Source organism: Paenibacillus marchantiophytorum (assembly GCF_014640555.1).
GTDB classification, from domain to species: Bacteria; Bacillota; Bacilli; order Paenibacillales; family NBRC-103111; genus Paenibacillus_E; species Paenibacillus_E marchantiophytorum.
Window position 1 is genome coordinate 139,073 of the sequence record NZ_BMHE01000004.1, and the last position, 12,313, is coordinate 151,385.

Annotated in this window: 11 protein-coding genes; 7 read left to right on the top strand and 4 right to left on the bottom strand. The window is 46.6% G+C overall.

Going from position 1 to position 12,313, the window contains the following annotated elements:
* Positions 1-2: 2 nt before the first annotated feature.
* Entirely contained in the window at positions 3-1,661 is a 1,659-nt protein-coding gene (locus IEY34_RS06170; RefSeq protein WP_189009137.1) for an ABC transporter substrate-binding protein, read from the bottom strand.
* Between the two features lie 310 nt (positions 1,662-1,971).
* Here IEY34_RS06170 and IEY34_RS06175 point away from each other — a divergent pair, with 310 nt between their 5' ends.
* Genes IEY34_RS06175 through IEY34_RS06185 form a run of 3 tightly spaced genes read left to right on the top strand, consistent with a single transcriptional unit; the run spans position 1,972 to position 5,715 of the window.
* A complete protein-coding gene (locus IEY34_RS06175; protein ID WP_229757495.1) occupies positions 1,972-3,612 on the top strand; it encodes an ABC transporter substrate-binding protein in 1,641 nt (546 codons plus the stop codon).
* A 12-nt stretch (positions 3,613-3,624) separates the two neighbouring features.
* Entirely contained in the window at positions 3,625-4,734 is a 1,110-nt protein-coding gene (locus IEY34_RS06180; RefSeq protein ID WP_189009143.1) for an LLM class flavin-dependent oxidoreductase, read from the top strand.
* A gap of 27 nt (positions 4,735-4,761) precedes the next feature.
* Positions 4,762-5,715 carry an ABC transporter permease gene (locus tag IEY34_RS06185; RefSeq protein WP_189009146.1) on the top strand — a complete coding sequence of 318 codons (954 nt, stop codon included), beginning with the start codon at positions 4,762-4,764 and terminating at the stop codon, positions 5,713-5,715.
* Positions 5,716-5,790: 75 nt separating this feature from the next.
* Here IEY34_RS06185 and IEY34_RS06190 read toward each other — a convergent pair whose 3' ends face one another.
* A complete protein-coding gene (locus IEY34_RS06190) occupies positions 5,791-8,013 on the bottom strand; it encodes an MMPL family transporter (protein WP_189009149.1) in 2,223 nt (740 codons plus the stop codon).
* 129 nt (positions 8,014-8,142) lie between these two features.
* Here IEY34_RS06190 and IEY34_RS06195 point away from each other — a divergent pair, with 129 nt between their 5' ends.
* Entirely contained in the window at positions 8,143-8,763 is a 621-nt protein-coding gene (locus IEY34_RS06195) for a TetR/AcrR family transcriptional regulator (protein ID WP_189009152.1), read from the top strand.
* A 513-nt stretch (positions 8,764-9,276) separates the two neighbouring features.
* Here the strand turns inward: IEY34_RS06195 and IEY34_RS06200 are convergent.
* Positions 9,277-9,474: a cold shock domain-containing protein gene (locus IEY34_RS06200; protein ID WP_028556542.1), complete on the bottom strand. Its 198-nt coding sequence runs from the start codon at positions 9,472-9,474 to the stop codon at positions 9,277-9,279.
* Positions 9,475-9,602: 128 nt separating this feature from the next.
* On the bottom strand, positions 9,603-10,319 hold the full coding sequence (locus IEY34_RS06205; protein WP_189009156.1) for a class I SAM-dependent methyltransferase: 717 nt from the start codon (positions 10,317-10,319) through the stop codon (positions 9,603-9,605).
* 254 nt (positions 10,320-10,573) lie between these two features.
* Here IEY34_RS06205 and IEY34_RS06210 point away from each other — a divergent pair, with 254 nt between their 5' ends.
* The 3 genes from IEY34_RS06210 (at position 10,574) to IEY34_RS06220 (ending at position 12,170) form a co-directional block, all read left to right on the top strand.
* On the top strand, positions 10,574-10,765 hold the full coding sequence (locus IEY34_RS06210) for a hypothetical protein (protein ID WP_189009572.1): 192 nt from the start codon (positions 10,574-10,576) through the stop codon (positions 10,763-10,765).
* Positions 10,766-11,053: 288 nt separating this feature from the next.
* Positions 11,054-11,899 (top strand): TerC family protein, encoded by an 846-nt coding sequence (locus IEY34_RS06215; RefSeq protein ID WP_189009159.1) that lies wholly within the window; start codon positions 11,054-11,056, stop codon positions 11,897-11,899.
* An 88-nt stretch (positions 11,900-11,987) separates the two neighbouring features.
* Positions 11,988-12,170 carry a hypothetical protein gene (locus IEY34_RS06220; RefSeq protein WP_189009162.1) on the top strand — a complete coding sequence of 61 codons (183 nt, stop codon included), beginning with the start codon at positions 11,988-11,990 and terminating at the stop codon, positions 12,168-12,170.
* Positions 12,171-12,313: the final 143 nt, after the last annotated feature.

Here is a 12,313-nt window from a genome sequence, read left to right on the forward strand (position 1 = left end):
CCTTATTTCTTCAAATCCCATTGATTCACATTGTTAAACATTCCGATATCCAGCGGTTTGCCCACGATCACGTTTTTCGTTACCGCCAGAAGTCGTTTCTCCGAATAAACAGCAATCGACGGCAAATCCTGATGCAGCGTATCCTGAAGCTTATTATAAATATCCTTGCGCTTGGCCGGATCGGACTCCGTCTCTCCTTTCGTAATCAATTCATCGGCAATCGGGTTTTTGTACTTCGTGATATTGCTCGCATTATCGCTTTTGAACCCGGTAAAGTAAGAGCTCGGCTCGATATAGAAATCACGCGTAAAAATAGTGATATCGTATTCGCCTTTGCGCACCTTCTGAATTAATGTCGCGAAATCAAATTTCTGGACGTCCACTTTGAGCCCAACAGCCGTTAAATTTTGCGCCAGAATATCAGCTGCTTGCTCTCGAATTTTGTTGCCCACAGGAATTAGGAATTGAATCGGCTTGCTTGTGTCCCATTTGGCTTCTTGAAGCAGCTTCTTCGCTTTGTCAGGATCATAGGTATATTTCGGAATATCTTTGTTGTAGTAAGGGTGGTAGCTCGGAATGCCGCCATCAATAATTTCCCCTTGCCCTTTGAGCAGTTGATCGACAATCAGATTCCGGTTGAGGGCATAGGCAATGGCCTGACGAACCTTCGGGTCGCTGATTTTTTCAGTGTTAAAAAAAATCTCCGGTGGAACAGAGGGGTTGCCCGATACAAGCTCTACATTAGGGAAACCTTTCACCTTCTCATAATCGGTAATCGGAATAAGTCCAACAGGCACGGAATTCAGCTGAATTTCACCAGTTTGCAGTTGGGCAACCAGATTGGTCGCAGGCAGAACTTTAATGAATATTTTATCCAGTTTGGCGACATCGCGATAATAGTTCGTGTTTTTAACAACTTCTACATACTGCCCCTTCACAAAATTAGTGAACTTGAACGCGCCAATGGTCACATCAGGTTTCTGGAAATAGGGATGAGTTGCCAACTGCTCTGGAGCTACATTTTTCAGAACATGCTGAGGCAGGAAGAACACCTTGGTTCCGAAACGCTCTTTGAAAATAAGGGGATCCACAGGTGTCTTTGTTTTTATTTCAAAAGTCTTCTCATCGATGATCTTCAGCCCGCTGATTTCTGTTTTTCCTTCCACGAGCTTCCCCGCTTCGTTCACGCCTTCAATAAAATTCAACTTGAAATTCGTTTCTACTTTGGGATGCAAAGCGGTTTGCAGGGTAAAGGCAACATCGGCCGTCGTGAAAGGCTTCCCGTCATTCCATTTGGCTGCGGGGTCCAGCTTAACCGTGAACGTTTGATTGTCCTTGGTTTCAACCGATTTGGCCAACTTGGGCAAGAATTCAAACTTTTCATTCAGATCGAGCAATGAATCATTAATTAGCGCAATGACGTTATCCGAAGCGGAATCGCCTTGGTCATTGATCTGATTTACCGTAATCGGAGCGTTGACGATACCCACATACACTGCCTTTCCTCCCTGAGTTTGAGGGGAATCGGATGCTTTGGTTGTCGTTGCAGGAGCTGATGATGCTGATGGCGATGGTGTAGGCCCGGAAGCGCCACAAGCGGAGATCACCAGCATGAGTGCAAGCAGTACATACAGCAGGGTGTTGCGATGAACAGATTTCATTCGAATAAACCTCCTCATAATTGATTAATCCTATAAACGAAGTGTGAATTATGTCCCTTAATTTACCACTGCCGATTTACAACTGTCTAATAGAAGTTTTCTATCCAGAATTTGGTATTGTTCGGATTGATTATTAGGTTTGGAACAATATAAATCATTAGAATTTTGATATTGGATATTGAAATTAGAGTTCTCTATACTTTGGGAATGATTAATATCTACTATTTCAGTTGGAATAGTACGAATAGTCAAAATAAAGAAAAACGGCTGCAACGAACAGCCGCTGTTCAAACATATGGAGGGATATATTTTGTCAATTCAACGTACACACCGCAATGCTATGCTTTTCCTATTGGCAACACTGCTGCTCATTCTTGCAGCCTGCAGCTCGCAGACTACTGGAACGACAACGAGCGAGACCTCTCCGAAGCCTACAGGCACAAGTTCAGAAGGCCAAAAAATCATTTACATTCCAACCTTTAGTCCAACGCTAACGGTAAGCCCCATTAATAATCAGGGCAGTGGGGCATCAACTATTGTCATCAGTCTCTTTAACGACCCTTTGTACGATCTGAATGATAACCTCGAATTTGTACCGAAGCTGGCCAAATCCATTGAAACCAAAGATAATCAGACATTTATTTTCAAGCTAGACCCTGCTGCCAAATGGAGCGATGGTCAGCCATTTACGGCGGACGATGTTGCGTTCACATTGCAAACAGCCCTGAATGCAAAGGTGGATACGACCTTTAATTTCAGCTTCATTGAAGGCCTGAATGCGGCTGGCAAACTGGATTCGGACAAATCTGCGATCAGCGGCATTAAAGTCATTGACAGTACGACCTTCGAGCTCAAAACGAAGCAGCCGATCGCTTTGACCGTTCTGCAGGAGCGCTTTGCCAACAAGATCTACTTCATCCCCAAACATATTTTGAAGGATGTGCCCGTGGAACAAATCAATGCTCACCCTTACTTTCAAAACCCTGAAGTGACGATCGGTCCGTTCAAATTCGTCAAGTTTGTCAAAGGCGCTTACGTTGAGGTAGCGAAGAACACCTCCTACTATCGTGGCGTGCCTAAACTGGACAAAATATTTTTCAAAGATGTTGCGGCTGAAACGATATTGCCGCAGTTGCAGACGGGCGAGCTGCATATGAATACTTTGCCATTTGGCACAATTCCTATCACTGAGCTGGAGAAAGTGAAAGCTTTGCCTAATTTTGACGTATCCGTTTCCGAATCCGCTGAGCCGCTTGTTGCTTTTTTCAATACCGAAACCGTGCCTCTGAAAGTTAGGCAGGCTATCCCGTACGCGCTCAATCGGGAGCTTCTCGTCAGCCAACTGCTGAAAGGACAAGGCAGTGTTGTCGATGGCCCTATACCCGCCAACCATCCTAACTACAACAAACGAATTGAGTTGTTTACCTACCAGCCGGACAAGGCAAAAGCTTTGCTAAAAGAATCGAATTGGGACGTCAACAAACCCCTCCGCGTCTTAATTCCTACAGGTAACGCCATCCGCCAGCATGCATCCGAGTTATTGGTGGAAAATCTGGAGAAATCCGGTTTCAAGGTGCAAGCGGAGAAATACGACTATCCTTCCTTGATCGCCAAGGTACGCAAATTTGATTATGATATCGCGATTTACAATACAAGTTTCTTTATCGACCCAAGCTCTTACTTCTCGAATTTAAAAAGCGACAGCGCCAATAACTATACGCGCTACAAAAATCCGCAAGCAGATGAATTAATTACCCTTGGGGAATCCGAAACAGATCCCGCTAAACGAAAGGTTATCTACGATCAGTTGCAGGAGATCCACCATACCGATCTTCCTCACCTTAGTCTCTATACGGAGAAGAAAATTGCAGCCGTTTCTAAGAAGGTTCTTGTTGGTAAACCTCTGCGACTAGGGATGTTCAACAATGTCAATGAATGGGATTTAAAATAGGAGGAAGCCCTTATGAGCAGCAATGTCGTCCAACCTCTTGCCAAAGAATTTGAATTTGGCGTTTACACCTTTGGGGATTTGCTTGCAGACCCCGTATCCAGACAGAAAAGAAGCCCTGCGAGAAGATTACAGGATATCATCGCGGCAGCCAAGCTTGCCGACGAGGTTGGTCTTGATGTATTCGGGCTTGGCGAGCACCATAAACCTGATTTCGCGATCTCCTCTCCCGCCGTCGTGTTAGCGGCTATCGCGCAAGTGACCCAGCGCATCAAGTTAACGAGCATGACAACCGTTCTTAGCATCCTGGATCCTGTCCGCGTATTCGAGGATTATGCAACGGTTGACCTGCTGTCAGCCGGCCGCGCCGAAATCGTCGCAGGTCGCGGTGCCAAAAATTCGCTGGATGCTTACGACTTATTCGGCTACGATCTTGCCAGCTATGAAACCCTTTTCGATGAAAAGATCGATCTGCTGCTGCAATGTGTGGAGAATGAAAACGTAACTTGGAAGGGGCAATTCCGTTCTGGCCTCACGAATGCTGCCATCGTTCCCCGCCCTCTTCAGAAGGGATTGCCCGTATGGTTGGGTATGGGCGGTACCTTAGAGAGCGCTGTAAGGGCGGGCAAGCTAGGCAGAGGAGCCCTGTTTGCCTTGCTCACAGGCGATCCAGCAAGGCTTAAATCCATGGCAGAGGCATACAGACAAGCCGGACTGCAAGCGGGGCACGATGCTTCCAGATTGCCCATAGCGGTTGCAAGCCACGGCTGCATCGCTTCGGAACCTGGGCAGGCATGGCGAGAATTCTCTCGCTATTATGAGAATTATGTGGGGCGCTTTCTGCCCAAAATTAATGAGGGCATCCCTCATATTGACCCGGCTAAAGTAACAGCCCCGCAGGAGGGGCTTGCGGTAGGAACGCCTGAACAGATTGCGGAGAAAATCTTGTTTCAGCATGAGCTGATCGGACATAACCGCTTTATTCTACAAGTCGACATCGGCGAGCTTCCCTACGAGAACGTGGCCACGACAATCCAATTGCTGGCGACCGAAGTAGCCCCTATCGTTCGCCGAGAAATAGCCCGCAAGAAAAGCAAAGGAATTGAGGAAGTTTCCACATACTGATCGGCAATACTTATGGAGGTAAATCCTATGGCACCGTATATTGTTCGTCGTCTCCTCATATCCTTGCTGGTCTTGCTAGGCATAACGATCCTTAATTTTATTATCATTAATTTGGCCCCTGGGAATCCAGTTGAGCTGTTCATCGACCCTGATACACCCAGGGAGCTCATTCAAGCGCGGAAAGAACTGCTAGGACTGAATGCCCCGCTCTTCACGCAATATATCAAATGGTTAGGCGCCTTGCTGCAGGGGAATCTGGGCTACTCATTCAGCTCCCACGCGCCTGTCCTCCATATCATCGCAGAACGGTTGGGTCCTACGCTGCTGCTAGCCGCTGCCTCCTTGCTATTCGGGCTCCTTATTGCCATCCCCATCGGTATTCTAAGCGCCTTGAAGCAAAATACGAAATTTGATTACTTAATGACCGGCTTTTCCTTCATCAGCGTCTCTGTTCCGCAATTTTTCTTAAGTTTAACCCTCATCTACGTCATCGCAGTCAAACTCCATCTTCTGCCAACTGGCGGCATGGTGACTTTGGGTTATGAGGGGGACTTACGGGATCGGCTCATTCATTTGGTGCTCCCCGTGCTTGTACTTGGCAGCGTCGTCGCCGGCAAGAAAGTGCGCTATATACGCTCCAGCATGCTCGAAGTCTTGAAACAAGATTATATGCGCACCGCGCATGCCAAAGGGCTGCATGCCTTCGTTGTAATCAACAAACACGCGCTGCGCAATGCTTTGGTTCCAATTATTACCGTCATCGCGGCCGAAATTCCTATTTTGCTCGGTGGAAGCATTGTGATTGAACAAATATTCCAATGGCCAGGCATTGGCAGACTAACGTTCTTATCCATTCTTTCCCGGGATTATCCTATCTTAATGGGACTCAATCTCGTGGCTGCTATCATCGTGCTTCTAACTAATCTCCTCACGGATATTCTGTATTCGCTGGCCGACCCCCGGATTAAATATGACAGTTAGTCAGTTCTTCAAAACCAAAAGGCCTCCAAAACCACTGGACAAGTGGAATTGGAGGCCTTTTTAGGTAGGCTTAGCTTACTTCTGCAAACTGTTCTGCGGTTGTTGTTTGATTTTACCAGGCCAGAAAGACAAATCTCCCAGCAGCATGGTAATCGAAGGCACAAGGAATGGCCTTACAATAAAAGTATCCAGAATAACGCCAATGGCGCAAATGACACCAAATTGGACCAGCACTTGAATGGGCAATGAGGCCAATACAGCAAAGGTTCCTGCCAGAATAAGTCCCGCTGATGTAATGACGCTGCTCGTCGTACTGACACCAAGCCGGATAGCATCCCTGAGCTTCAATCGATTTCGTTCCTGCCAAATGCTTGATACCATAAATATATTGTAATCCTCCCCCAAAGCCACGAGGAATACGAATGCATAGAGCGGGATTAATCCTTGGATGGCCGAAGTATCCATGAAATAGTGGAGAATGAGCCACCCTGCTCCCAAAGCAGAGAAGTACGAAAGCAGGACCGTAGCAATGAGATAGACCATCGCGACAATCGAGCGCAAATAGATAAGCAGCAGTAAGGCAATGACGATGATAACAACCGGAATAACAATGTACGTGTCGCGTTCTACAACACTTTTAGTGTCATATTGCGTGGCGGTTTCACCGCCTACCCAGACTTGCGGCTTCGACAATCCCGCTTCTTGCAGCTTCTGTTCCGTTGTTGAACGGATTTCTGGAATGCGATCAATCGATGTGAGCGCATAGGGATCTTCTTTAAAGATCAGTTCATAGGCTTTGTATGCGGCATCCTTTTTACTGTCTACGGGCTTAGAAACAGACTCTACATAGGGAAGCTTCGATAGGGCTCCCTGCACATCCGCTGCTTTCCCCTCAGTGTTGACAATGATTTTCACCGGAGCAAGCGAGCCTGGCGAAACATGCTCGGAAAGCAGCGTAAATCCTTCGCGAGACGGCATGGTTGATGGGAAAGATTCCAAAATGTTATACGTAAATTTAATCTGCGGTGCAAAAGCGGCAAGCGCAATTAGAATAATTAGACTGACTGCAAGAACGCTTTTAGGTTTCTCTGTGACGATGTGTCCCAGTGCAGCACTCATCTTGCCGACCGGCTTCTGCACACGAATCTTCCTCCCTTTGCGAGCTTCTTTCTCAGCACGCATTTCAGGCGTCAACGGAATAAACGGGAAGAAGGAAACGCGCCCTATAATAGCGAGCAAAGCAGGAACCAGGGTTAAACTGGCTACAGCCATAATGAAAATAGCTACGCTGAACGGGATCGCAAAGCGATGATTGGACCCGTAATGGGCAAAAAGCAAAGCAAGCAATGAAACGATAACCGTTAAGCCGCTCATCCCTATGGCCCCTGTAGCGCCTCCGAAAGAGACGCGCAGCGCTGCGTACTTGTCTTTCTCTTCCAATAAAGCTTGCCGATATCTGGCCACAAAGAAAAGGCAATAGTCTGTTCCAGCGCCGAACAATAACACGGTCATAATCGAAATCGATTGCGCGTCTACAGTAATCCAGCCTTGTTTGGCCAGAAAGCCAAGAATCGGCGAAATGATGCCATAGGCAAAACCCACCCCAACCAGAGGAATGATAGCGAGAATTGGGGAACGATATAAGACGATCAACAGGATCAGCACGAGAAGAACCGTAGCTAGAAGCAGGGCAAAGTCAGCCCCTTTGAACAAGGCGGTAGCATCCGTTTGAATACCGACAGGGCCGGTAATCCGGGCATGCAGTCCTGCTTCGTCACCTTTAAGGGCGAACGGATCGCTTCCCAGCTGATTTGCTGCTGTTTCTTGCAGTTTCTTCAAGTCCGCTTGCAGCACGTCGGTTTCTGTCCCTTCGTTAAAGGAAATCGGCAGAACCAATAAAGTGCCATCTTTCGAAAGCATCGCTTTCACAGCTTGCGCAGGCATTTGGTGCAGCGGCGGCAAGCCTTTTTGTGCAGTGAGTGGCGTATCCGTCAACTGTTTCGCAATCTTCTGGATGGCGGCGATGTCCGGATCTGTTAATCCTGCTGCCCGGTACCAGACGACCAATGCAGGTACGCCTTCATCGCTTGGGAATTGCGCGCGCATCGTATCGCTCGCTTGAAGCGACGCAGAGTCGATAGGCAGCTTACTGGCACCATTATTTTCTTGTGAATTGACGTTAGGCAAAAAGACAGATAAAATTCCAGTTAGTAAAACCCAAACGATCAAAGTAATCCATTTGCTGCGACGACCGGCTACGATCGCTCCCAGCTTGCTGAATAGCGGATTCTCATGCATATTGGAACATCTCTCCCCGTACTTATTTGACGTGATATGGTTATTTTGAAGCACGCAATTAATTATATATACTATATAGTTAATTAATCAACATCTTTTTTATTTTCATTTTTTTCAGGAGTGATTGCTATGGACAAAAAGACAAAACCGCTCGGTAGACCGCGTGCTGCCCAAGGGGAAGTACCCCTCACTCAAAAAATACTAAGGACGGCTATTCGGCTATTTCTCTCCAAAGGCTACGAGTCAGTTTCCATGGATGACGTCGCCAAAGAGTGCGAAGTGACCAAAGCTTCTGTCTATTATTATTATCCATCCAAGTCCGATCTGCTGACGGCATCGATGATTCAACTCATGGAAAATGTCAGAAAAGTTACCTTGTTGCGTTTAAGTCAACCCGCTTCCCTGCGTGACAGGCTCTTAGACATCACTGAAGCCCATTTGAAAGCCATTGACTTCGATCTCCATTCCTTCATGCGTAAAATGGAGGCGACCCTCTCAGAAGAACAAATGGTCGCGATGCGCAAATCCGAACAAGGAATCCTCGATGCGTTGGAAGCCGAATTCAACAAGTCTGCCGCATCCGGAGAAATCGGCCCGGTTGATGCTCGCGTTATTGCCCGTGCTTATACCTCGCTGCTGATGATGGGCCATGCTCGGGATGGCAGCGGCAACAAAATGTTCCCCTATGAAAGCGAAGCCGCTAAACAAATTATTGACATTTTGTGGCATGGTTTATTCCCGCCGCAATAAACGGAAGTGAGAAACACGGTTTCGCGGCCCTGAGAGCTGCGCGGGAGCGATGCGCGACAGAGCTGCGCGATGAGAGCTGCGCGGGAGCGATACGCGACAGAGCTGCGCGATGAGAGCTCGGCGAGAGCTATGCACGACAGAGCTGCGCGATGAGAGCTGAGCCTCTTCCAAGCGACAACTCCTGTTAAGGGGGAACTACAGTACGCTATTTAGTCAAATAGCAGGGATGTTGGGGTGGAAGCGGAACTACAGTATCTTATTTCCACGAAAAGCGCCGATTTTCCCAACAAACAGCAAAATAACGCACTGTAGTTCCCTCAACCTTGCGATATTGACACTTTTGGCTCCAATAGCGCACTGTAGTTCCCTCTAGTTCCCTCAACCTCGCGATAAGGACACTCTCGGCTCGACTAACGGCCAAAATATAAAAAAAAGACAGCCCCGAATGAATCGGAATGCTGTCTTCTTTGTTTGTGCTATGGCACTATTTATAAGTGGGGATCTCCCAGTTTCTTATAATTTGGTGACGTTAGCTGCTTGAGGACCACGGTTGCCTTGAGTAATATCGAACTCAACGGATTGGCCTTCTTCTAATGTTTTGAATCCTTCGCCCTGAATTGCGGAGAAGTGTACGAATACATCGTCGCCTCCATCTACAGAAATGAAACCGTAGCCTTTTTCTGCGTTAAACCATTTAACTGTACCCTTCAAATGAACAACCTCCTAAAAATATCGCCATCTGTGACGAATAAGAAAATTATACCATTCCGACCTCGTAAAATCAACGCTCAAAACACGGTGGATAAGCTAAAATTTGTTGATGTACCAACGTTTTGCGCTTATGCAGGGACAGGTTTGCTTATGCATAAATATTGCTTGGAATTCGGTAAAAAAGGTAAGTTCGCTTGCCTTTTTTCGGCCAAAAAGCCATCCGATTGCAGTCCATTCATTAAATCTGTAAGCCTGCTATATTCAACAGTCCGAAAATTGAGCAACGGATAAATCCGTAATTCTCCGCCTGGTTTGCAGACCCTGAGAAGCTCTCTAATCGCTGCTTGATGAAAGTCAAAGTCAAACTGTTCCTCATAGAGAAACATAAAGTGGCTGCACACAACCAAGTCGAAGGTTGCTTCCTCGAATGGCAGCGAAGGCAAATAGGAAACGTGATACCTGGAAGCCGCATCTTCGCGAGAGAAGTCCTCCACAAATCTTCGGAGACCCTCGATTCGTCCGGCCTTATGGTTCTCTACAGAACCATAGTAGCTCCAGTCATATACATCCTGCAATTTCTCCATCTTGGCAGCTACGAGTTCAATCTCTTGCATGCCGTGCTGCGATATGCCTTCAGCGGATTTCTCGTACAGCGGATCAGCCGCTTCAGCCTTAATACCAGCTTGCCTTGCTTCGGCAGTAAACGAAGAGGCGCCACCCGCCACATCCAAGACTCGCTTGCCAACTAAATCCTCGGTTTGCAGCATAAACATTTTCTCATATTCGGCATACGATCTTGAGGTCATAGCGACCCCTACCTGTTCATAAACACGCTTTGTTTCCATGCTCATCTCTCCTCTGCTCAGCTCATCATTCGTTCTAATTGCCTGTTGGTCCGTTCCCTATGGAAAGGATTAGGAGAATTTTATCACAGGTTAAACTTGCCCTGCAACAGAAATTTTAGAGACAACTTGTTTGGAAATCGGCCTTATTTATGGTACGATTGCCTATATCTTTGCGTTCAATGCAGAAATGAGGAAAAACAGTGTCAAATCAACCTTTTAAGAAACATACCATCTACAAAAAAGACAAATGGAACATGCTGAATGTCGAGGTCCAAGGAACCAAAATCGTCCTGACCGAAATCAGTGACCAATGGGGCGAAGAATGCCATACGTTCATCGGTCGTCCAGCCATGCTTCACTGGGCCAATGAGCGATTTGCGAAGGATAAATTCCAAGGTACAGAGGAAGAATGGCAAGCCATTATGGATGCTTTCAAAGCCGTTTAGTCCAAGCTGTCCAATCCTATGGTCCCAATGCCTTGACTTTCTCATCTAGTCTTCTTATAATAAAGATATAATTTCATAGCGTTTACTCCAAAGGGGAGTAGCTGATACAGTAAAGTCGTCAATTCGGATCCTCATCAGATCCCGGCTTTATTGGCAACGACAACGTTGTTAGCAAGACCTTTGCCATGTTTTATTGGTGAAGGTCTTTTTTGATGAATTAGAGCCTTCACCGTCCATCGGTGTCAGGCTCTATTTTTTTTCAAAAATTTGCTAAGGGAGTGTTCGATTATGGATTGGTTATCAACAGGTTTTTTTGTCTCATTGCTCAGTATTATTCTTATTGATTTGGTTTTAGCAGGCGACAACGCGATTGTCATCGGAATGGCCGCCCGCAATTTGAAAAAGGAAACACAAAAGAAAGTCATCCTCTGGGGTACCGTCGGTGCGATCGTCATCCGCGCATTGGCTACACTTGTTGTCGTTACATTATTGAAGATTCCCGGTCTGCTGCTAGTTGGTGGAATTCTGCTCCTCTGGATTTCCTATAAACTGCTCAGCGAAAAGAAAAATCACGAAAACATGCAAGCCAAAGACAGTATGTGGGCAGCGATCCGAACGATTATTATTGCCGATGCGGTTATGGGTCTAGATAATGTAATCGCCGTAGCCGGAGCTGCACACGGAAATTTCTTGCTTGTTATTATCGGTCTTCTGGTCAGCGTGCCAATCGTCGTTTGGGGAAGCACTTTATTCATTAAATGGATTGAGACCTATCCTTGGATCGTTTATATCGGCTCAGGTGTGCTTGCTTTAACAGCAGGTAAAATGATTACCGGCGAGAATTTCCTTGCCCCTTATTTCGATTCTAACCCGCTTGGCAAATGGTTGTTCATCGGTTTACTTATTGTCATTGTACTTGCCGCAGGCAAATGGGCCAAAATGGTTGGATATTTGGTCGAAGTCGGAGAGCGCGGACAATTAACATTGCCGAAGGAATTAAGCAAAGAGGCGCAAATGTCTCCAGAAGATCGTTATACGGTCAAAATGGATGCTCGCGGCAAATTAATTCTCGTCAAAGCTGAGACAGATGACGACGGTGAAAATTCGGACGAATCCATGCCGCATGCCGGCTGAAAAAGGAGTTTGCCTGTTCGCAGCGAAACTTAGTATCATGCGCTTGTGAGCAAGCGTCATACTCTATAGGGATAAGGATGATTCTCCAATGACCAATTCCGGATCTATTATTACTTTCGTACTCGTCTCCTTCTGCCTAGCGATCATTTTAATCATGAAAAAAGACAGCCTACCGGCACAAATGAAACGTTACCTTGCCTTGCTGGCCATTGTTATGGTGTCGTTATCGTTTGTCCTGATCTTGATTAGCTTCTTTGGAGCAGGAGTGTAAATTTACTTCCTTCCAGCTTTTTCATATAATCATAATTGAATGGGTTAACGGTCATACTAGGTGAAAACCATGATATGGGATTTCTTCTGGATCTCCCCATGGGCATACGCCGGGAGTGACCGTGATGCGCTGGATCTATGTGA

What these genes read in the sequence shown, in the direction of transcription:
- IEY34_RS06215 (WP_189009159.1), top strand. Translation starts at nt 11,054, where the DNA reads ATGGATTGGTTATCAACAGGTTTTTTTGTCTCATTGCTCAGTATTATT.
- IEY34_RS06185 (WP_189009146.1), top strand. Translation starts at nt 4,762, where the DNA reads ATGGCACCGTATATTGTTCGTCGTCTCCTCATATCCTTGCTGGTCTTG.
- IEY34_RS06195 (WP_189009152.1), top strand. Translation starts at nt 8,143, where the DNA reads ATGGACAAAAAGACAAAACCGCTCGGTAGACCGCGTGCTGCCCAAGGG.
- IEY34_RS06180 (WP_189009143.1), top strand. Translation starts at nt 3,625, where the DNA reads ATGAGCAGCAATGTCGTCCAACCTCTTGCCAAAGAATTTGAATTTGGC.
- IEY34_RS06190 (WP_189009149.1), bottom strand. Translation starts at nt 8,013, where the DNA reads ATGCATGAGAATCCGCTATTCAGCAAGCTGGGAGCGATCGTAGCCGGT.
- IEY34_RS06220 (WP_189009162.1), top strand. Translation starts at nt 11,988, where the DNA reads ATGACCAATTCCGGATCTATTATTACTTTCGTACTCGTCTCCTTCTGC.
- IEY34_RS06205 (WP_189009156.1), bottom strand. Translation starts at nt 10,319, where the DNA reads ATGGAAACAAAGCGTGTTTATGAACAGGTAGGGGTCGCTATGACCTCA.
- IEY34_RS06210 (WP_189009572.1), top strand. Translation starts at nt 10,574, where the DNA reads ATGCTGAATGTCGAGGTCCAAGGAACCAAAATCGTCCTGACCGAAATC.
- IEY34_RS06170 (WP_189009137.1), bottom strand. Translation starts at nt 1,661, where the DNA reads ATGAAATCTGTTCATCGCAACACCCTGCTGTATGTACTGCTTGCACTC.